We start from the raw sequence: 20,634 nt of genomic DNA, 5'->3' as shown, positions 1-20,634 counted from the left end.
TTTCCAGGTTTCAATCCCTCTTAGGTAGGCTAAAAACTAACGATGGATGTAGCAAGCTCGAATTCTCTTATATGTTTCAATCCCTCTTAGGTAGGCTAAAAACTATGGGGTGGCTGAAAGGTTGGGATGGTATTGATAGTTTCAATCCCTCTTAGGTAGGCTAAAAACGATCAGCTCCTTAGGACTTCTCCAGTCCTTTACCAGTTTCAATCCCTCTTAGGTAGGCTAAAAACTAAGTATATTGTTTGCAGCATTAATATCTCTATTCCACTTTCCTACACTCCTATAACCCAAAACGCTATTGCCAATGCAATTCCCCATAAAACTACAAAATTCTTTACTTTCTTATTGTCAAACCTTTGTGATACTTTTGCTCCCCAATATCCTCCTAAAGCAAATCCTATCATCAGAATAAAAGCAAAAGGCCATACTACTTTTCCACTAAAGAGTAAAACTAAACCGGAAGTGACATTTATAAAAAGTGAAAGAAGGTTTTTTATACCATTTGCTGTGTGTATATCAGTAATACCTGCTATGCCTAAAGTGGCAAGCATTAAAATGCCAATACCTGCTGCAAAATATCCTCCATAAAGAGAAGTAAGAAATTGAAGTATAAAAACAAATACTAGTGATTTTTTCTTTATATCTTCTCCTTCCTTTAGATTAAATTTATTTCTTCTGTCATTTAATGCTAAAATTATGGTCGCAAATAAAACCAAAAAAGGTACGACAAAATTAAAAACCTTGTAAGGAGTTATCATAAGAAGATATGCTCCTAAAATACCTCCAAATAACGAGGGAAATATTAAAATCTTCAAAAGATGCTTTGTCTTAACGGGTCTTTCTTTAAAGCCCCATGCACCTGTGACAGAACCAGTCCACAGAGCAACTGTATTTGTTATATTGGCAGATAGAGGATTTATTCCAACCCATACAAGGGCAGGAAAGGTTATTAAAGTGCCACCTCCTGCTATAGCATTAGTGGCTCCTGCTAAAATAGAAGCCACTAAAATTATTACGTAATTACTCATTAGATTATCTCTCCAAATTCGTCAAATTTAAATCTATAAGCTCTTGGAAGCAAATTTTTCTCCGGGGCTTTGTAACCTATCGCTACTATCATCGGCACCATTTTTTCTACATCTATACCTAAAAACTCTTTCATCTTTTCTTCACTAAAACCATCCATAGGCGTTGTAGCAGCTACCTTAAGGACTTCTTTTATAAAGTCATCGGATATTTCTTTTGTCGTGTCAAAAAATGTGCTATACCTTCTCTCTGTTATAAGTTTCTGACATTCTTTCAATACTTATACACTTTCCTTTTCAAATCTAGAATTACAAAGCTAACTTAAAAATGGTATGCCCAGTCTTTAAAAAATGCCGATAATAGATTTATGTTCTCTATAAAAGTATGAAATCCTTCCTGCTTTTTTGAAAAAAGCTTTAGAACAAACTTTTTTGAGTTATAATCGAAATAACAATGAATTTTTGTATATTTTTAATTTGTTTACTTTTTCATCCCCCAAACGTCTTTATTAATGAAAAGTCATAAGGAGGAGGGGTTAATGTGGCAGGATTTGTACAAAGCTGCATTCTATTATTTACTTAAATTGGGTGTACCACAGGCTGACGCTGAAGACATTGCCCAAGAAGCTCTGCTTTCCACATACTTGAATTTAGACGGCATTCAAGAAGGAAAATTAAAAGCTTATGTTTTGACTGCGGCGCGAAACAAATACACTGATTATCTGCGCAAAACCAAAAAAGATATGACAGTTTCTATTATAGATGTCTTTCCTCAAAGTACCTTTTCAGAGTTTCAACAGATTGAAAATAAAGAAGTAATAAAAAAAGCAGTTAATAGGCTTACTTTCAATGAGCAAAAACTCTTTTACCTTAAATTCATATTAGAAATGTCAAATGAAGAAATTTCCTCTTACTTAAAAACTAATTCCAATACAGTAAAGACAATGGTATGGAGACTAAGAAAAAAATTAAAAGAATATTTAAAAGAGGAGGAGAAAAGTTAAATGGGATCAGATTTAAATAAGCCAATAAGCAATATACCTTTTGACGAAAAAGCTTTTTTGCGCAAAGCTCGTTTTAAAAGCATACTTCGCATAATAATAATTTCTTTAATTATCGCCATAGGTGTTTTTGTATTAACCATCATAATTCCCGAAATGATGCTGCAGAATCAAGAAAACCGCATAGATAGCTTTTATCCGGGTATTGTTAAATTTACAGAACCTAATACCTTCGCAATTTCAGGAGAAAGTTATAATGTCAGGCTATTCGGGCGGCAAAAAGAATATTATCTTTTAAGGTTAATAGGAAATAAGCCTTATCCTGCCGGAATAGTCACAGTTGATTTTGATATCTGGGGAGGAGAACAAGTTAAAGGTGACAAGTCTTTTTGTGTTATAGAGTCAAATTCTAATGAGCTCTCTAGTTTATATACAGAAATATCCACTGTCATACCAGAAGGTACAAAAGAATACCTTGCTCCTTATGCCGTGCCAAAATTAAAATTTTACAATCCCGCAGTAAAATACGATAAAGTTATAAGAGAGTTTGATGTACTAAAAAATATACCTAACGATAATCTCGTTGAAATGGCTTTATCTTTTGACAGACCTTTAACCCACAGCGAAATTAAAACTATTATACCTGAGGATTTAAAGCTAATGTGGGGTGCCGTTTTAGTTTATGAAGAAAAAGATTATAAGCAAAGAAGCTATCTTGCAGAAAGATTGGTTGGAAACCCATATGTTAATAGCCCTAATGGCAAAAAAGAATTTTTAAAAGAACTGGAACGACTTAGCAATGTACAAAGTTATTTTTCAACTAATCTAAAAAGGACAGTGAATTTCTTAAAGGAAAACGGGATAAAATACTACGGCGTCGTCGTAGTGGGCCCCCCCGAATCTTTGCAAAAACTATCTTCTAATTCAATTATCACAGGAGCAGTTTTAGGAATAGTAACAGAACCATATTAAATTTCTTACTAACATTTTTTCACCTACATAAAGAGGTAATATACTACTTATAATCAAAATATTTTTCCAAAAATTTTTCTTTATCCCAGCTATGGTCTTTTGCTAACTGCTCCTCTGTTACATTGAAATAATCATATCTTACATTATCCCCTTGATCTGGAACAGGGTCATCCCATGTAACATCTACGTAACTGATTTTGCCGTCAATTCTTATCATATTCCAAGCATGAGGCATAGACCCACTATAATTAAAACCTGTACCAGCTACTCCAAGGCTATCAATCCCAGCTAATTGAGCAAGTAAATTAAAAGCTGCAGCATATCCTTGGCACACCCCTACTCCTTTTATCAAAACTCCATAAGCAGTATAAGATTCTGGTGGTATAGTGTTATTTATCAAATTTTCATAATCATATTTAGTATTCTTTACAATGTAGTCGTGAATTGCTTTGACTTTATCTATATCAGACATATCCGGTTTTATTATTTGGCTAATAATTTCTTTAGCTTTAATATATACTTCATCTTTCATTTTTTCCAATTTATCTTTAGGATATATATATTCAAATTTTATACTTACTTTACTTATGACATTGTTAAAACTATTTGCAGAAATAGTCCACTTATTGGCATAGCCAATTTCAGGATGATGTGCCAATACCAGATCTACAATATCCGATATACTGTTTAATATATCATTAACTGTACCACTACTTCTTACAGAATTGTAGAAAGAATTGCTAAGTGTAAAAGTTATCTCATCTTCATTGTTTTCAAGAGCATTTTTAATTAAAAGATACAAATCTTTTTTACTGGTTATATGAGAAGATGAAAAGGTCTTAGCTTCGTCAATTGCATTTTTTGGTGCAGTTATTAAACTTACAGCCGCTTTTAGATCGGAAGCAATTATTATGTGCCCATTTTCGTATATTACTTCATATCCAAGGGCCTCACCAACAAATCTTAAAGGCACATAGGTATAGCCATTTATAATTTGCGGCGCCACTACTAATTCATAACTTTTTCCATTAACTTTTGCAATTTTGTGGCCAATTATAAATTGTACAGTCGTTTCGCCGCGAAAGGCTGTAACCGTTTTAGTCTTCTCTTCCCAGTTTACCTTAGCACCTAATGTTTCAAAAAATGCCCGCATAGGAACTAAAGTTGTGCCGTTTTTTATAACAGGCTTTTGTTCAAAAACTACATTTTGTCCATTAATTGCAATTGTTATATTTGCCGCTTGTGCTGAAATAGGAATCAATATAGAAAAGGCTACAAAAACTAATAGTATTAAAGATAACTTTTTAAGCATTATATATATCACCTCTGAACTTTCTAAAGACTAATATTAAACTATACAACAATATTTCTCTTTAATAATTATACTAAATCTCAGAAAATCAGAAAACTTTCTTATGAATAATTCAACAAAAAAAGGACATAAATTATTGACGAGGGTTTGTTTCCTATGTTATAATAAAAAGCGCGCAGGGGAGTAGCTCAATTGGTAGAGCAACGGTCTCCAAAACCGTGGGTTGCGGGTTCGATTCCTGTCTCCCCTGCCATTATTGAAAAATCAATGTTTGCAGGCAAACTAACCCTCTCAAAAAATTCGAAGTTGTTGGGAGGGGTTTTATTATTCCTAAATTGCTACCATTCAGAAATTTAAAACTAATAAACTTATCTTAACGTTAATTTTACGGTTCTTCTGGTATAATTATCCATGCAATTAAATAAGCTAAAAGTCCAGTTCCACAAAATATTATTAGAAATGCCCAAATGAGTCTTATAATTGTTGGGTCTATATTAAAATACTCTGCTATTCCTCCACATACGCCTCCTATCATTCTTTGTGTTCTTGAACGATAAAGTTTTTTTGACATTATACACACTCCCTAATTTTTTATTTTCTTCTCTAATACGACCTTAATATGACCCTCAAATGTCAATTTTTTGTGGCTTTTTTACAACACCTCTTCCTCTTAAAATTAATATACCAGAGTATAATTACTCTTGCAAACAATTTATTTGTGGTAAAATATAATTAAAAATAATCAATGTGGGAGGTATCATCGTGAAAAGCTATAGAAAAGAGTTGTGGTTTGAAACAAAAAAGAGAAGAGAATTTATAAACATTACACCTCTTATAGAGGAATGCGTTAGGGAAAGCGGAATCAAGGAAGGGCTTCTTTTATGTAATGCAATGCACATTACCTCAAGTGTTTTTATAAATGACGATGAACCAGGCTTACATAAGGACTTTGAAAATTTCTTGGAAAAATTAGCCCCCGAAAAACCCTATGACCAATATTATCATAATAGTTATGAAGATAATGCAGACGCTCATTTAAAGCGTACAATAATGGGTCGAGAAGTTGTAGTAGCTATAACAGATGGAAAATTAGATTTTGGTCCATGGGAGCAAATCTTTTACGGCGAATTTGACGGAAAAAGGAAAAAGAGAGTATTGGTCAAAATTATAGGTGAATAAAAAATCTCCAGTTTCCCGGAGATTTACAAAGTCCTTTTATAATCTTCATTACTTATCTTGTCAGTTTCCTCTACATAACCAGCATTTTCATCATCATAGTCATCATCATAATTGTCCAAACCGCTTTTTGTCTTATTAAATCGTGCAACCTCTTGATAAGAATCCTCTGCATCAAATTGAATTTCTTCTTTTAAATCCTTATACCCCCATCCAAAGGGGTATTTTATCATTCTCTCTTCATTCGGCCTTGAATTCCTTAAATCTTTTAATTTCAAATCATTATTTTTAGCGCATTCTGCACAAAGAGCAGTATAAGGAAGGGCTTCTAATCGTTCTTCTTCAATTGGCTTATGGCAGTGAGTACATATGCCGTAAGTACCCATTTCCATCCTCTTAAAAGCATCTTCTATTTGCCTTAAAATATGTTTTTCGTTGTCTTTGAGAGCATAATTTTTCTCTACTTCATAAACTTCAGAAGCAAAATCTGCCGGATGATTATCCAAAAGAGAAAGTTCTTGATAATACTCTCTCTGTGCAATTCCGCCAATGCCATCATTGTAATTCATTTGATTAATTGTGCTTAAGACCTTTCCCTTTTCTTTTAATAGTAATTGTCTAAAGTGTTCCAGCTTTTCACTATCCATCATACCAACTCCTATTTAATATAACTTTTGATTTACAATCTTAACTATATCCGCTATAATACTGCCAATTAGAGGTAAATTTAACATCACCAATTTTTGAAGTATATAAAGAACTATTGCACCAAGTATTGTAAAACCTACTGCTATTCCAAAACCTCTTGCTACCCCACCTATAAAGTTTAACCACAAAAGCCTATAAGGGCTTTGCATAAGCTCGACGTAATCAGCAATTTTCATCTTCTCCATCATCTCTGACATTTGGTCCAACTGCTTTTTTATTGCAGTTAACATAATATTATTATTGTTTTTATATTCGTCTTTATTCAAGACTTTTTCCTCCTTACATTTAATTTTTCCAGTATAGTTTTCTTTATTACTGTAAAATAAAGCCTTTATAAACGTTTATTTATTCATTAGAAAAAATATGAAATCAATCTTGTATTTAATAATAGTTTATCTCAAAATATAATTCAAGTGAAGTGTTATTGACTTTTAATTTTGCACATATTATCATTAATTTAAAGTACAAATTGTAGGAGTTGATAAAATGGATTTAAGTTTTAAAACAAAAGTAGTACATACTGGAAACTACATAGATAAAGAAATTCCTCCAATGCCAAAAACTCTTCCTATCTATCAAACTTCTGTTTTCACTTTTGATACGTTGGAAGAAGTTTACGATTATCTTGGTGGTAATCCTTCAAGGTATATGTACACAAGACTTGGAAATCCTAATCAAACAGCAGTGGAAGAATTAATTGCCAGTTTAGAAGGTGCGGAAGCAGGACAGTCTTGTTCATCAGGAATGGCGGCAATTTCTTCAGCTTTGTTGGCAGAAGTAAATTCAGGAGACCATATAATCGCCGCAAAAGATATATACGGTGGTACAAACAGTCTTTTTAATGCAGAATTTAAAAGACTTAATATTGATGTAACTTTGGTGGATTTCTCCGATTTAGAAGCTGTTGAAAAAGCTATAAAACCAAACACTAAAGTGATATACATGGAAATCATGACAAATCCTCTAATAAGAGTTTTTGACGTAGTAGAAGTTGCAAATATTGCAAAAAAGCACAATATAAAATTGATTGTTGACAATACTTTTACAACCCCTTATTTGATAAAACCAATTGAATTAGGAGCCTATGCTGTAATACACAGCGCAACAAAATACATTAACGGCCACAGTGATGTCATCGCCGGACTTATAGCAGGTAATAAAGAATTTATCTCCCGCACAAAAAGAATCACACAAAACTTCGGCGGTTCAATGAGCCCCTTTGATGCATGGCTGGTTTTAAGAGGAGCAAAAACTCTATTCTTAAGAATGAGAGAACACTGTAAAAACGCAATGGAACTGGCTAAATTCTTAGAAAGCCATCCAAAAGTCAAAAAAGTGTATTATCCCGGACTTCCTTCTCATCCTGACTACAGCGTTTCAAAGAAGTTGTTTAAAGATGAATTTGGAGGTATGTTAAGTTTTGAAATAGAAGGTGGAGAACCTGAAGTAGATAAGTTTATGCAAGGGCTTAAACTTGTTAAATTTGCTCCTTCACTGGCAGGAGTACAAACCATGATAACTCATCCAAAATCCACGTCCCATAGGTCTCTCAGCAAGGAAGAATTAAACTCATTAGGAATTTCAGAAGGACTTATAAGAGTTTCTGTTGGAATAGAGGAGATAGAAGATATTATAAAAGACTTTAAGCAAGCTCTTGACAAGATATAAGAAAAAAAGTTTAGGGCTTTCCCTAAACTTTTTTTATATTTCATCTAGCGCTTTTAATACCTCTTCAACGTGTCCATCTACTTTTACCCTTCTAAATATTTTTCTCACAATTCCTTCAGAGTCAATGATAAAAGTTGACCTTTCTATTCCCACTTTCTTTTTGCCATACATGTTTTTCTCTTTGTATACCCCATATTCTGTAGACACTTTCGCATCTTTGTCACTTAGAAGAATAAAAGGAAGATTGAATTTTTCAATAAACTTCTTATGAGAAGTTTCATCATCTAAACTTATACCTATTACGACAGCATTTTTCTCTTCTATTGACTTTATGTTATCTCTAAAAGAAACAGCTTCTTTTGTACAACCTGGAGTGTTATCTTTTGGATAAAAGTATAAAACAACCTTTTTACCTAAAAAATCTGAAAGGGAAACTTGTTTTCCATCATGGGTATTTAAAGTAAAGTCAGGAGCCTTTTTACTTAGCTCTACCATGCTATCCCTACTTTCTAAAATTATTTTCTTTAGATAATTATTATTCTTTATCTAAATTATATCTATTCTCTTTAAAAAATTCAATAGCTTTTTATCTCTCTCATCAATTCTTCAAATTGGGAAAAGTCAAGGGACTGTTCTCCATCAGATAAAGCTTTATCGGGCTCAGGGTGGATTTCTACCATTATTCCGTCTGCACCAGCAGCTATTGCAGCTTTTGCCATCGGTATGATTAAGCTTCTTTTCCCTGTACCATGGCTTACATCTGCGATAATAGGCAAGTTTGAAAGTTCATGAATTACTGGAATAGCAGCTATATCTAAAGTATTTCGCGTATAAGTTTCAAAAGTCCTTATACCTCTTTCACACATGATGATGTTGGCGTTTCCTTCAATAGCAATATATTCCGCTGCATAAAGCCACTCCTCATATGTGGCTGAAAATCCCCGCTTTAACAAAACAGGCTTTTTGGTTTTTCCTACCTCTTTGAGAAGTGAAAAATTCTGCATATTTCTTGAACCTATTTGAAAAACATCAGCATATCTTTCAACAATTTCAACATCCCTCACATCCAAAACTTCAGTTACAACAGGCAAATTGAACATATCGCCTACATTTCTTAGCATTTTAAGTCCATCAATCCCTAAACCTTGAAAAGAATAAGGAGAGGTGCGGGGCTTATAAGCTCCTCCTCTTAAAGCATTTGCGCCCCAGCTTTTAACTATTTCTGCTGTTTTTACAAGCATTTCTTCATTCTCAACAGCGCAGGGTCCTGCTATTATAAGTTTGTCTTTACCCATAGTTATATTCCCAATTTTTATTGATATTTTGTTATTTTTGTCGCCAATTATTTTAAGGTTCATTTTCATCACCTTCATAAAACTTCTTTTAAGCTGGATACAAAACTTTTAACTTCCTGTAACATTTCAGATTTATTATACCCTTTAGCAATTCTTTCTACAAGTGCACTCCCTACAATAATTCCATCACTGAAATCTTTTAATTTTTTCGCCATCTCCGGAGTAGATATGCCAAACCCTATCGCCTTTGGCATATTGGTGTATTGAGAGACCATTTTCATATATTCTTCAATGTCAGTTTCAATGTCTTCTCTTGCTCCTGTGACACCTGTAATTGATACGCAATATACAAATCCTTTCCCGTTTTGCGTAATTAATTTTATCCTCTCTTTTGATGTTGGGGCAACTAAAGGTATTAAATAAATATCGTATTTATCTGCTTCTTCAGAAATATCTTTTCTCTCTTCAATAGGCAAGTCTGGAATGATAAGCCCATCTATCCCTACATCTTTTGACTCTTTTAAAAATTTTTGTATGCCATATTTGAATATAGAGTTATAGTAGACAAGGTAAACCAGAGGGATATCACTTTTTAACCTTATTTTTTCTACTATTTTCATTATATCAGGAATTTTTACACCTTTATTTAAAGCTCTTTGTGAAGAAGCCTGTATTGTAGGTCCATCAGCTAATGGATCAGAATAAGGTATTCCCAGTTCTATTATATCCGCTCCTGCTTCTTCCAAAGCCAAGACTATATCATAAGTCGTCTCTATATCCGGGTCTCCTGCTGTTATAAAGGTTATTAAGGCTTTGCGCCCTTCTCCTTTTAAGGCTTCAAACTTTTTGTCAATCCTATTCATAACTCCACCCCCAATACTTTCGCAACTGTATTTACGTCTTTATCTCCTCTGCCTGACAAATTTACAATGATAATATTGTCTTTCCTTAAATTTGGAGCCAGTTTCATAGCATATGCCAAAGCGTGAGCGCTTTCCAAAGCTGGTATTATCCCTTCTGTTTGAGATAAGTCCATAAAAGCCGCCAATGCTTCTTCGTCTGTCGCATATACATATTGAGCTCTATTACTTTCTTTTAAAAAGGCATGTTCTGGACCTACCCCCGGGTAATCCAGTCCTGCAGATATAGAGTATACTGGCATTATTCTCCCCTCTTCATCCTGTAAAAGATAAGTCATCATGCCGTGCAATACTCCTACAGAACCTTTTGCCATTGTAGCTGCATGTTTCCCTGTCTCAATTCCTTTTCCTGCAGCCTCCACGCCTATCAATTTTACCTCTTTATCTTCAATGAAGGGATAGAAAATTCCCATGGCATTACTGCCTCCGCCAACACAAGCAATCACATAATCAGGAAGTCTTCCTTCTTTTTGAAGTATTTGCTCTTTTGCCTCATCCCCTATTACTCTTTGAAAATCTCTCACCATAGTAGGATAAGGATGAGGCCCAACAACAGAACCCATCACATAAAAGGTATCGTTTATATTTGTCACCCAATCCCTTATTGCTTCATTTACTGCATCTTTTAAGGTTCCCGTCCCTGATTTTACTGGTGTTACTTTTGCACCTAAAAGTTTCATTCTAAAGACATTTAAAGATTGCCTTTTTATATCTTCTTCTCCCATGAATATTTCGCATTCCATTCCAAACATTGCAGCAGCTGTAGCAGTTGCCACTCCATGCTGTCCTGCCCCTGTCTCAGCTATAACTCTCTTTTTATTCATCCGCTTTGCCAATAAAATCTGTCCCAATACGTTGTTTATTTTATGGGCTCCTGTGTGGTTTAGGTCTTCCCTCTTTAGATAAATTTTCGCCCCGCCAAGCCTTTTAGTAAGATTCTCAGCATAATACAAAGGTGTAGGTCTTCCTGAATATTCCCTCAAGTAATACCTATATTCTTCCATGAAATCTTTATCCTGTTTAGCTTTTTCAAATTCCCTCTCTAATTCTATAAGCGCATTCATCACAGTCTCTGGCACATACTGACCTCCAAAACGTCCAAATCTTCCACTCATCGAATACCCCTCACTTTTTCAATAAATGATTTCATTTTTTTAAAATCTTTATAACCTTCTGTCTCAACGCCACTGGAGACGTCAACAGCATAGGGATTTACTATTCTTATAGCTTCCTCTACATTGTTTTCGTTTAGCCCTCCTGCCAAAATTATTGGAACATTCAATTCAAATCCTTTTAAAACTTCCCAATTAAATGTTTTTCCTGTACCACCGTATTCGTTTTTTGTCAAAGTGTCAAATACAAAACTATTTACTCTAAATTCTTTTGTTTTTTCCAAATCTTCTTTGTCTTTTATGCGTATTGCCTTCCACACTGTGAAATTTTTAAAATTATCTATATAATCCTGTGTTTCATCACCGTGAAACTGTAAAACATCGAGATTTAGTGTTTGAGCTATCTTTAATGCATTTTCCACTGGTTCATTTACAAAAACTCCCACTGTTTTAATCTCTTTATCAAGAAGGCTTATGAGGTATAAAGCCTGTTCTACCTCTACTTGTCTTTTGCTTTTTGCAAAGACAAATCCTACATAATCAGGTTTTAGCTCATTGGCATATTCAATATCCTCTTTTCTTCTCAGTCCGCAAATTTTTACTTTTACCAATTTATCCTCCTCCTTTTGCCTCCCTTACAAAATCAGTGATTTTGTCAATATCATCTATAATTTTCATAAAAGTCTCGCCAATTAATACGGCATCTACTCCCAAAGAAGCTAAATACCTTACATCTTCAGGTATTTTTATTCCACTTTCGGAAACAATTATTGTACTTTGAGGTATATATTTAATCAAATTTTCTGTTGTGTTTATATCTACATTAAAAGTCTTAAGGTCTCTGTTATTTATACCTATTATGTCACATTCAGCTTCTAATGCTATCGCAAGCTGCTGTCTATCGTGAACTTCCACAAGCGCATCTAAACCTACACTTTTAGATAAATTATAGAAAGTATTTAAGTTATCCCCTAATACGGAAACAATGAGAAGTACTGCGTCGGCTCCTAAAATTTTTGATTCATATATTTGGTATTCATCCACAATAAAATCTTTTCTCAAAATAGGTTTTGAAGTGACTTTTTTTACTTCACTAATGTAATTGTCATCCCCTTTAAAAAATTCCTTCTCTGTCAAAACGGAAATAGCGTCAATATCAACTTTCTCATACACTTTTGCAATTTTTACTGCATCAAAGTCTTCTTTTATAATTCCTTTAGATGGAGAGGCTTTTTTTATCTCTCCAATAATTGATATACCCTCTTTTTGAAGTGCTTTCTTGAAATTGCCAGAATAGCCTCCTTTAATTTCGTTAATTAGTTCCTCTACTGGCTTTATTCTTTTTTTCTCTTCCACCTCCTTTTTTTTGTGTCTCACAATCTCATCTAATACCATCAACTAAGCCTCCTTTGGTACTCCAAAATCTCTGTAAGCTTATCAAGAGCTAAACCCGTATCTATTAGATAATTTGCGACTTTTATTCCTTCTTTTAAATCTTCCACAACTTTTCCTATATATAAGGCCGCTGCTGCGTTTAAAACGACTATATCTCTTTTTGGGCCCTTACCCCCTTCTAAAATGTTCAAAATTATTTGAGCATTCTCTTTTGCATCTTTGCCTTCTAAGTCTTCAAGATTTGCATAAGGAATACCGTAATCCTCTGGGTCTATCACATAATCAATGACTTTGCCTTCTTTTACTTCACTGACAAAAGTAGGAGAAGTAGTAGTTATTTCATCAAGGCCATCAAAGCCGTGGACCACCATAGCCTTTTCAATTCCCAATCTTAAAAGTACTTCAGCGATTGGATGAGTTAATTCTTTATCGTAAACTCCTACTACCTGTCCTTTTACAAATGCGGGATTTGTCAATGGTCCTAAAACATTAAATACCGTTCTTGTGCCTAACTCTTTTCTAATGCCTGCTACGTTTTTCATTGCAACGTGGTATTTAGGTGCGAACAAAAATCCCATTCCTTTTTCTTCAATTAATCTTTTTGTTTTTTCTGGCACCATTTCAATGTCAAATCCCAATTCCATCAAAACATCTGCACTTCCACTTTTACTGGAAACAGCTCTATTGCCGTGTTTTGCAACTTTTACTCCTGCAGCTGAAGCAATTATAGCAACCGCTGTTGAAATATTGAATGTCTTCCCACCATCGCCACCTGTACCACAAGTATCTATCACGTAGTCCGAAGCAAGCTCTACTTTTATGGCGTTGTCTCTCATCGCCTTTGCAAAGCCTGTTATTTCTTCTACACTTTCCCCCTTTAATCGGAGTCCTATTAATATACCCCCTATTAAAGAAGGAGTTGCGTTCCCACTCATAATTTCATTCATAACAGCATAAGCTTCTTTTTCTTCAAGACTTTCTTTTGAAACAATTTTTTTAATAGCTTCTTGTAACATGGTATCTCACCTCCAAAAAATTTCTCAAAATTTCTTTCCCCTGCTCTGTCAAAATAGACTCTGGATGAAACTGTAAGCCATATACAGGGTACATTTTATGCCTTACTCCCATAATCACTCCTTCCTCTGTATAGGCTGTAATTTCTAAATCTCTTGGAAGGGTTTGTCTATCTATAACAAGAGAGTGATATCTCATTGCCTCTATAGGATTTTTAATATCTTTAAATATCTCTTCTCCTTTGTGAAACACGAGAGAAGTTTTGCCATGCATTATCTTATTTGCTTTTACAATTTTTGCACCATATGCATATCCAATCGCTTGGTGACCAAGGCATATTCCTAATATCGGAATTTTGTCCCCTAAACTTTTAATGACATCAACGCATATGCCTGCATTTTCAGGCCTTCCCGGTCCAGGGGATAATATAATTTTTTCGGGATTCAGTTTTTCAATGTCTTTAACAGACACTTCATCATTTCTTATTACAAATATTTTGTGGTTCATTTCTCCCACATATTGATAAAGATTATAAGTAAAGGAATCGTAATTATCTATAATCAGAATCATCAAAGAACCTCCTTAAGAGCCATTGCCTTATTTAAAGTTTCGTAATATTCCATCTCAGGAATTGAATCATATACAATACCTGCTCCCGCTTGAAGGTAAGCATAACCTTCCTTGAAGAGAATAGTCCTTATTGCTATGCACATATCCATATTGCCATTGTAGGAAAAATATCCAACAGCTCCTGCGTAAAAAGACCTCCTCACATTTTCAAGTTCGTCTATTATTTCCATCGCCCTTATTTTTGGTGCCCCAGAAACTGTACCTGCAGGAAGACAAGCTATAAGAGCATCAAAAGCCGTAAGTCCTTCTCTTAACTTACCTGAAACAGTTGATACAATGTGCATTACATGAGAGTAAAAATCTACTTCCATAAAACGCTCTATTTTTACACTTCCAAATTCACTGACTTTTCCTATATCGTTTCTTCCAAGGTCAACTAACATCACATGCTCTGCCCTTTCCTTTTCATCCTTTAAAAGTTCATCTTTAAGTCTTAAATCTTCTTCTACATCTTTTCCTCTTCGCCTTGTGCCCGCTATTGGATTTGTAGTCACTTTGTCTCCAAAAACACTTACAAGACTTTCAGGTGAAGAACCAAGAAGCTGAAAATCACCAAAGTCGATATAAAATAGATATGGAGATGGATTTTTTGACCTCAATCTTCTGTAAACCTCAAAAGGGTGCGAATTAACTCGTGCTTTTAATCTTTGTGACAGTACTACTTGAAATATGTCTCCTTTTTCGATGTATTCTTTTGCTTTTTTAACAATTTGGCAAAACTCCTCTTTTGTAAAGTTGTAATTCACTTCTTTTTCCTCTTGAGGTGAAAGGTCATGAAATTCTATGTTAGTTGATTTTATCTCTTGCAAAAGACCGTTAATCTCTTGTAAAACTTCCTCATACTCTACATCTTCATCAGGATATACGTTATAAACAATATAAATCCTGTGTTTAAAGTGGTCATAGCAAATAAAACTTTTATAAAACATAAAGTATACGTCCGGTATATTTATTTCATCAGGGTTTTTATCAGGCAGTCTTTCATAAAGTCTTATCGTATCGTAAGATACATAACCCACAGCCCCCCCTACAAAAGGAATATCAAGTTCTAAAGGATTATAAATAAGCTGTAAAACATTTTTTATCTCTTCAAGCACCATACCTTTTTTATGCTCTTCTCTGTCTGTGATAATTTTTATATCTCTGTTGTAACTTAAAATTAATAAATAAGGGTCCTTTCCTATAAAAGAGTACCTGCCCCAGTTAGTGCCTCCATTTGCACTTTCCAGTAAAAATTTGTTTTTGCCTTCAAGACTATAAAAAATGTTTATTGGGGTCAATTCATCTCCGTTTATTTCTACATAGACCGGAAAGACATATCCTCTTTTCTTGTGTTCGCAAAAATCTTCTTTAGAAATGTTTACCACTTTATCACCTCCTGAAAATTAAAAAAGTCACTCCGCCCATTGGGGCGAAGTGACTCGCGGTGCCACCCAATTTGTCCTGTATTACTAAAAAAAGCATTTCACCAAAAGGGCGAAATGCTCGCTCGTGCCACCTTTTTCACACAGGACCACTCTTTCGGGTACGGAGATTCCTCGATACCCTGTCTTTTTAACGGTAGACTACCGGAGACTGCTACTTAAAAGTTCGCAGCTCACCTCCCGGGCCCATTCAATATCAGCTACAGTACTCGGCTTCCACCATCCCGAGCTCGCTTTAACTAAACGCTGATATCTACTCTTCCCGCTCATTGGTTTTCAATCAGCACTTACTTTTATTTTAATAATATAACGCGTTAAATTATTTGTCAATATACTTTTTAATTTTTTCTTCCATCGTCACTCCTTGTGACCTGTAATCAATTTTCACAATAGAGATAACCCTATTGGCTCCTTCTTTTACACAGATTTCTTGAGCTTCTTTTACTATCTCTAAAAGGTGCTCAAACTCTCCCTCCATTGTAGTCTCCATTGGTCCCACCATAAAATTAACACCCGTGCTTTTTATATATTTTATGACTTTATCTACAACTTGATACACCTTTTCTTCAGGCACTAAAGGAAGTACCTGTAAACTAACATTTACAATAGGCACTTTCTCACCTCTTTAAACTTTTTTCAAAGCTTCTTCCAAATCTTCTATTATATCTTCATAATTTTCAAGGCCCACTGAAATTCTCACAAGATTTTGGGAGAATCCAAATTCCTCAAGCTTTTCTTTTGGATATCCCCTGTGTGTCATCAAAGCAGGCACCTCAATCAAAGTTTCTGTATCACCTAAACTCACTGCCAACTGACAAAGTCTTAAATTATTTACAAATTTATCTATTTCTTTAAGACCACCTTCTATTTCAAAACTTATCATCGCACCGAATCCTCTCATTTGCTTTTTCGCTATTTCATAACCTTTAAAACTTTTAAGACCAGGATACATAACGTTTTTTACTTTAGGATGCGAATGTAAAAAATTTGCTACTTCTATTGCATTTTTTTCATGTTGTCTCATTCTTATGCCTAAAGTCTTTATGCCTCTCAACATCAGCCAAGCATTGAAAGGGCTCATTACCCCACCAAATTCACACATATAATCAAATTTTAAGTAATGTATATACTTTTCATCTTGGGAAACTGCAACTCCCCCAAGTGCATCACCGTGACCCCCTATATATTTAGTAGCACTATGAACAACTACATCGGCTCCTAAAAGAAGAGGATTTTGAAAATAGGGGGTAGCAAAAGTGTTATCAACAACAATTTTAATACCTTTTTTATGGCACACCCTTGCAACCTCTTCAATATCTATAATTGACAGGTTCGGATTAGAAGGAGTCTCAAAATACACAACTTTTGTGGAGTCATCTATACTTTTTTCTAATTCGCTTATATCTGTAAGGTCCACTATTTTATAATTTATTCCATATTTAGTCAATATATTTGTCACCACGTTATAACTTGAACCATACAGAGTCTTATGAACTATTACAGTATCTTTGGGTTTTAAAAGAGAAAATAAAACCGAGGAAATTGCAGCCATACCTGAAGAAAAAGCTACTGCCCCTTTGCCATATTCTAACTCCGCTAATCTGTTTTCAAATAATCTTAAAGTAGGATTATTACCTCTTGTATAAACATAGTCTTGAGACTCAAAAGACATCACCTTTTCAACATGTTCAAGGTCATCAAAAACAAAAGTAGTCGTTTGGAAAATTGGAGGATTCAAAGCATTTTCAGGATTTCTATTAAACCTAGTCCCATGAATTGCCTTTGTATCAAACCGATAGTTTTTATCCGCTTCCATAATCGCTCCTCCTATAATTCAATCACTGCCCTATTACAACTACAATGACTTTGATCTAATTTTTCTTCTAAAAAAACTCTTATAAATGTTTTTATCACCTTTTCTTTGCTTAATTCTAAAGTATCCTTTATTTCATGTAATGTTATACTGCCCTTCATTCCTGTAGCCCAATTTGAAACTATTCCCACCGCAGCATAGCACATTCCTAATTCTTTCGCTAAAATTACTTCTGGAATATTAGTCATCCCTACTACATCGGCACCTAAATTTTTATACATTCTTATCTCCTGTGCAGTTTCAAATCGTGGACCTTCAGTGCATACATAAACTGCATCTCCTTTTATTAGTAAGCCTTCTTTTTTAGCAGCATTGTAAAATTTTGCTCTTAAATTGCTACAATAAGGGTCACTCATATCTACATGTCTTACCACTCCATCTTCCCCTTCAAAAAAGGTCAATGGCCTCGATTTAGTGAAATCTAAAAAATCTTTAAGTACTACAACATCCCCTGGCTCATAATTTTCATTAAAAGAACCAACTGCAGCTGTTGCATATACATATTTTACTCCCATTTGTTTTAATGCCATAATATTTGCCCTATAATTTACGAGATGAGGTGGCACTGCATGACTTTTCCCGTGTCGGGGCAAAAAAACAATTTCCTCCCCCTCAATAGTCACAACATCAATTTCCACTTCTCCATATTTTGTCTCTATCAATTTTTTTGACACCTTTTGTCCTATTTCGTAAACTCCAGTACCACCAATAATCGCCTTTTCCATTTAAAATGGACCTCCTTTACATATATAAATAACAATCAACCAGGTATTTTAAAAATTGACACTTTAACTTCTTAGTTTTAGTATGTTTTCTTTAAAAGGAGGTCTTATTATTCCCTTTTCTGTTATTATGCCTGTAATGTTTTCATGAGGAGTCACATCAAAAGCGGGATTGTATACTTCTATCCCCTCTGGAGCAATTCTAACACCGTTTATATGAGTAATTTCCTCAGGACTTCTTTCTTCTATTACTATTTCTTTTCCGCTCTCAATTTCAAAATCAATTGTACTAGTGGGAGCTACTACATAAAAGGGAACATTATATACTTTTGCAATTACAGATAACATAAAAGTCCCAATCTTGTTAGCAGTATCTCCATTTAAAGCAATTCTATCAGCTCCTACTAATATCACATCTATTTTTCCATCCCTTATTAAAGTAGCAGCAACACTATCAGCAATTAATTTTGCAGGAATCCCTTCCTGCACCAATTCCCAAGCCGTTAGTTTGCTCCCCTGCAATCGAGGCCTTGTCTCATCAACGTACACAAATATATTCTTACCACTATAGTGAGCCTCTCTAATGACTCCTAAGGCTGTACCATATCCTACAGTGGCAAGCGCTCCTGTATTGCAGTGTGTTAAAATAACAGCATTTTCTTTAATTACTTCGTTGCCAAACTTAGCCATTTTTTTATTAGTCTCTATATCTTCTAAATAAATACTATCTGCTTCCTTTTTTAAAGCTTGATATATATCTATTAGTTCTAACTCCTTGTTTTTCTCTATAACTTTCTTCATCCTTTTTACTGCCCACATAAGATTTACAGCTGTAGGTCTTGAATTTATAAGAACTTCTAAGGCCTCCTCCATTTTTTTAAAAAATATTTCTCTATCTTCTTTGAGAAATTCTTTAGCTGCCAGCACAACACCATAGGCTGCTGCAGCACCAATAGCAGGAGCTCCTCTTACTATCATTTCTTTTATAGAAAAATTTACATCACTATAAGTTTTGCATTCAAAAATCTCATAACTATTAGGTAATTTCCTTTGGTCAATTAAATATAAAATTTCATCTTTAAACTCTATTGATTTAATGTCTTTCATTTTTCCACCTCATCATCCTCATTACTTTCGCTAGTATATATACTAATCTTAAACATTTTTGTCAGTTGACTCTCTGAAGGTGATTTATTATCCGGTAAAAATTTTCTTTTTGTAGGTACTCTAATATTTTTTTCTTTACTTCTTGGCTTAAAGAAACAGACTTTTTTACTTTTTCTAAACTCCGTTATATTTATCCTTCCTAAAATTATTTTTTAACTTGTCCATAAGTTTTAAATTTTTCTAACATCACTTTCATCTCATCTTCAGAAAGAATTACCGGTTCTCCTATGGACTTTGCCTTATAGTACAACTCCGCAACATATTCAATCTGCTCACTTATATTAAAGGCATTTGGCAGGTCTTCGGCTCCCACTAGTAATCCATGATTAGCTAATAAAACAGCTTTTCTGTCCTTCATTGCTTCAAAAGCGTTTTCCGCTAATTCTTTAGTACCAAAAGTCGCATATTTTGCACATCTCACATTTGGTCCAGCTAAAGCTACTAAATAGTGAACTGGTGGAAGCTCCCAATTTAAACATGCAAGAGTAGTAGTATATACTGGATGGGTGTGTATAATTGCATTTATATCTTGCCTGTTAGCATAAAAAATTTTGTGCATTTCATATTCTGAAGAAGGCTGTTTATCGCCCTCTACTATTTTCCCATTTAAATCCATTACTACGACATCCTCTGACCGAATTTTAAAATAATCCATTCCAGAAGGTGTTATAGCCATCAAACCTTTTTCTCGATTATAAATACTTAAGTTTCCTCCTGTACCTCTAGTGAGATTAGAAGTTATGAGTTTTTTCCCATACTCTACTATTTGTTCCCTTTCTGATTGCATTAGCAACGTTATCACCCTCGATTTTTAAGCATTTTGTAAGATAAGTTGTTTGACAAGTTGTTCTGAGAAAATCATATAATATTGCAAATAAACTGTCAAGTTTGTTATTTTAGACAATTTTTCAAATCGATCGCTTTTGATTCTTCATTACCCATTCGTTTCATTTTTGGCTATTTTATCTAAGTAACCAATAAAAATCAAAATTTCTGCTACAATGTTATATAAATCTTCTGGAATATATTGTTGTATTTCTAAATTATACAATTTTTCTACAACTTCTTCATCTTTATAAATGGGAAGCTTTTGTTGCTGCGCTTTTTCAAGAATTTTATCAGCTATAAACCCTTGTCCTTTTGCAACTACCTTTGGTGCAATATCTTGAACGTCATATTTGAGAGCTACTGCTTTTTTTCGTCTCTTACCACCCATT

25 protein-coding genes, 1 tRNA gene and 1 other annotated feature are annotated in these 20,634 nt (G+C 34.2%); of the genes, 5 read left to right on the top strand and 21 right to left on the bottom strand.

Translation table 11 applies throughout. The annotated features are described in order from the left end of the window. Positions 1–275: 275 nt before the first annotated feature. Together I4N53_RS03540 and I4N53_RS03535 are read right to left on the bottom strand one after the other, a co-directional pair. Entirely contained in the window at positions 276–1,031 is a 756-nt protein-coding gene (locus I4N53_RS03540; protein WP_214495588.1) for a sulfite exporter TauE/SafE family protein, read from the bottom strand. Further along, positions 1,031–1,306, bottom strand: coding sequence for a hypothetical protein (locus I4N53_RS03535; protein ID WP_214495587.1), 276 nt, complete (start codon positions 1,304–1,306; stop codon positions 1,031–1,033). The genes I4N53_RS03540 and I4N53_RS03535 overlap by 1 nt, the downstream gene beginning before the upstream one ends. A 261-nt stretch (positions 1,307–1,567) precedes the next feature. Between I4N53_RS03535 and I4N53_RS03530 the strand changes: the two genes are divergently transcribed. Both I4N53_RS03530 and I4N53_RS03525 read left to right on the top strand, forming a co-directional pair. Next, positions 1,568–2,032 carry an RNA polymerase sigma factor gene (locus I4N53_RS03530; protein ID WP_012995405.1) on the top strand — a complete coding sequence of 155 codons (465 nt, stop codon included), beginning with the start codon at positions 1,568–1,570 and terminating at the stop codon, positions 2,030–2,032. After that, complete coding sequence (locus I4N53_RS03525; RefSeq protein WP_012995406.1) at positions 2,033–3,001, top strand: sigma factor regulator N-terminal domain-containing protein; 969 nt, start codon at positions 2,033–2,035, stop codon at positions 2,999–3,001. A gap of 43 nt (positions 3,002–3,044) precedes the next feature. Here the strand turns inward: I4N53_RS03525 and I4N53_RS03520 are convergent, their stop codons facing one another. Then, positions 3,045–4,313 (bottom strand): stalk domain-containing protein, encoded by a 1,269-nt coding sequence (locus I4N53_RS03520; protein WP_214495586.1) that lies wholly within the window; start codon positions 4,311–4,313, stop codon positions 3,045–3,047. 177 nt (positions 4,314–4,490) lie between these two features. On the opposite strand from I4N53_RS03520, the gene I4N53_RS03515 reads away from it, so the two are divergent. Further along, a tRNA-Trp gene (locus tag I4N53_RS03515) sits at positions 4,491–4,566 on the top strand. A gap of 132 nt (positions 4,567–4,698) precedes the next feature. Here I4N53_RS03515 and I4N53_RS03510 read toward each other — a convergent pair. Next, positions 4,699–4,884 carry a PspC domain-containing protein gene (locus I4N53_RS03510; protein WP_013150430.1) on the bottom strand — a complete coding sequence of 62 codons (186 nt, stop codon included), beginning with the start codon at positions 4,882–4,884 and terminating at the stop codon, positions 4,699–4,701. A 191-nt stretch (positions 4,885–5,075) separates the two neighbouring features. On the opposite strand from I4N53_RS03510, the gene I4N53_RS03505 reads away from it, so the two are divergent. Continuing rightward, entirely contained in the window at positions 5,076–5,492 is a 417-nt protein-coding gene (locus I4N53_RS03505; RefSeq protein ID WP_019907754.1) for a secondary thiamine-phosphate synthase enzyme YjbQ, read from the top strand. A gap of 23 nt (positions 5,493–5,515) precedes the next feature. On the opposite strand, the gene I4N53_RS03500 is transcribed toward I4N53_RS03505, so the two are convergent. Together I4N53_RS03500 and I4N53_RS03495 are read right to left on the bottom strand one after the other, a co-directional pair. Beyond that, positions 5,516–6,136: a TraR/DksA C4-type zinc finger protein gene (locus I4N53_RS03500; protein ID WP_004401454.1), complete on the bottom strand. Its 621-nt coding sequence runs from the start codon at positions 6,134–6,136 to the stop codon at positions 5,516–5,518. A gap of 15 nt (positions 6,137–6,151) precedes the next feature. Further along, the gene (locus I4N53_RS03495; protein ID WP_003869610.1) at positions 6,152–6,463 is read right to left on the bottom strand and encodes a DUF5665 domain-containing protein; all 312 of its coding nucleotides are present in this window, start codon (positions 6,461–6,463) and stop codon (positions 6,152–6,154) included. A 220-nt stretch (positions 6,464–6,683) separates the two neighbouring features. Between I4N53_RS03495 and I4N53_RS03490 the strand changes: the two genes are divergently transcribed. Continuing rightward, positions 6,684–7,865, top strand: coding sequence for a PLP-dependent aspartate aminotransferase family protein (locus I4N53_RS03490; protein WP_019907755.1), 1,182 nt, complete (start codon positions 6,684–6,686; stop codon positions 7,863–7,865). Between the two features lie 33 nt (positions 7,866–7,898). Here the strand turns inward: I4N53_RS03490 and bcp are convergent, their stop codons facing one another. The 15 genes from bcp to I4N53_RS03415 form a co-directional block, all read right to left on the bottom strand. Then, entirely contained in the window at positions 7,899–8,360 is a 462-nt protein-coding gene (gene bcp, locus I4N53_RS03485) for a thioredoxin-dependent thiol peroxidase (RefSeq protein WP_004401452.1), read from the bottom strand. Between the two features lie 80 nt (positions 8,361–8,440). Beyond that, positions 8,441–9,223, bottom strand: coding sequence for a 3-deoxy-7-phosphoheptulonate synthase (aroF, locus tag I4N53_RS03480; protein WP_003869613.1), 783 nt, complete (start codon positions 9,221–9,223; stop codon positions 8,441–8,443). Positions 9,224–9,234: 11 nt separating this feature from the next. Then, the gene (gene trpA / locus I4N53_RS03475; protein WP_004401448.1) at positions 9,235–10,023 is read right to left on the bottom strand and encodes a tryptophan synthase subunit alpha; all 789 of its coding nucleotides are present in this window, start codon (positions 10,021–10,023) and stop codon (positions 9,235–9,237) included. Continuing rightward, positions 10,020–11,195 carry a tryptophan synthase subunit beta gene (gene trpB / locus I4N53_RS03470; protein WP_004401447.1) on the bottom strand — a complete coding sequence of 392 codons (1,176 nt, stop codon included), beginning with the start codon at positions 11,193–11,195 and terminating at the stop codon, positions 10,020–10,022. Before trpB ends, trpA begins: the two co-directional genes overlap by 4 nt. After that, on the bottom strand, positions 11,192–11,803 hold the full coding sequence (locus tag I4N53_RS03465) for a phosphoribosylanthranilate isomerase (RefSeq protein WP_003869616.1): 612 nt from the start codon (positions 11,801–11,803) through the stop codon (positions 11,192–11,194). The genes trpB and I4N53_RS03465 overlap by 4 nt, the downstream gene beginning before the upstream one ends. Before the next feature lies 1 nt (position 11,804). After that, positions 11,805–12,587: an indole-3-glycerol phosphate synthase TrpC gene (gene trpC, locus I4N53_RS03460; protein ID WP_003869617.1), complete on the bottom strand. Its 783-nt coding sequence runs from the start codon at positions 12,585–12,587 to the stop codon at positions 11,805–11,807. Next, complete coding sequence (gene trpD / locus I4N53_RS03455) at positions 12,587–13,603, bottom strand: anthranilate phosphoribosyltransferase (RefSeq protein WP_214495585.1); 1,017 nt, start codon at positions 13,601–13,603, stop codon at positions 12,587–12,589. The genes trpC and trpD overlap by 1 nt, the downstream gene beginning before the upstream one ends. Continuing rightward, positions 13,584–14,171 carry an aminodeoxychorismate/anthranilate synthase component II gene (locus I4N53_RS03450; protein WP_214495584.1) on the bottom strand — a complete coding sequence of 196 codons (588 nt, stop codon included), beginning with the start codon at positions 14,169–14,171 and terminating at the stop codon, positions 13,584–13,586. Before I4N53_RS03450 ends, trpD begins: the two co-directional genes overlap by 20 nt. Further along, positions 14,171–15,598, bottom strand: a complete 1,428-nt coding sequence (trpE, locus tag I4N53_RS03445) for an anthranilate synthase component I (protein ID WP_214495583.1) — start codon at positions 15,596–15,598, stop codon at positions 14,171–14,173. Before trpE ends, I4N53_RS03450 begins: the two co-directional genes overlap by 1 nt. Before the next feature lie 37 nt (positions 15,599–15,635). Next, positions 15,636–15,934, bottom strand: a binding site (T-box leader). Between the two features lie 40 nt (positions 15,935–15,974). Beyond that, on the bottom strand, positions 15,975–16,268 hold the full coding sequence (locus tag I4N53_RS03440) for a thiamine-binding protein (protein ID WP_012995423.1): 294 nt from the start codon (positions 16,266–16,268) through the stop codon (positions 15,975–15,977). Positions 16,269–16,280: 12 nt separating this feature from the next. Beyond that, a complete protein-coding gene (locus tag I4N53_RS03435) occupies positions 16,281–17,471 on the bottom strand; it encodes a PLP-dependent aspartate aminotransferase family protein (protein WP_012995424.1) in 1,191 nt (396 codons plus the stop codon). Between the two features lie 11 nt (positions 17,472–17,482). Continuing rightward, a complete protein-coding gene (locus I4N53_RS03430) occupies positions 17,483–18,253 on the bottom strand; it encodes an S-methyl-5'-thioinosine phosphorylase (protein ID WP_012995425.1) in 771 nt (256 codons plus the stop codon). A gap of 63 nt (positions 18,254–18,316) precedes the next feature. Next, positions 18,317–19,357, bottom strand: coding sequence for an S-methyl-5-thioribose-1-phosphate isomerase (gene mtnA / locus I4N53_RS03425; protein ID WP_013150441.1), 1,041 nt, complete (start codon positions 19,355–19,357; stop codon positions 18,317–18,319). A 205-nt stretch (positions 19,358–19,562) separates the two neighbouring features. Further along, positions 19,563–20,210: an L-fuculose-phosphate aldolase gene (locus I4N53_RS03420; RefSeq protein WP_028992311.1), complete on the bottom strand. Its 648-nt coding sequence runs from the start codon at positions 20,208–20,210 to the stop codon at positions 19,563–19,565. A gap of 141 nt (positions 20,211–20,351) precedes the next feature. Continuing rightward, positions 20,352–20,633, bottom strand: a complete 282-nt coding sequence (locus tag I4N53_RS03415) for an EscU/YscU/HrcU family type III secretion system export apparatus switch protein (RefSeq protein WP_214495582.1) — start codon at positions 20,631–20,633, stop codon at positions 20,352–20,354. Position 20,634 lies beyond the last annotated feature (1 nt).

Origin of the sequence: Thermoanaerobacter sp. CM-CNRG TB177, from assembly GCF_018588165.1 — a bacterium.
GTDB lineage: Bacteria > Bacillota > Thermoanaerobacteria > Thermoanaerobacterales > Thermoanaerobacteraceae > Thermoanaerobacter > Thermoanaerobacter thermocopriae.
Note: the sequence above shows the minus strand (reverse complement) of the source record. Positions and strands in the feature narration are given on the sequence as shown.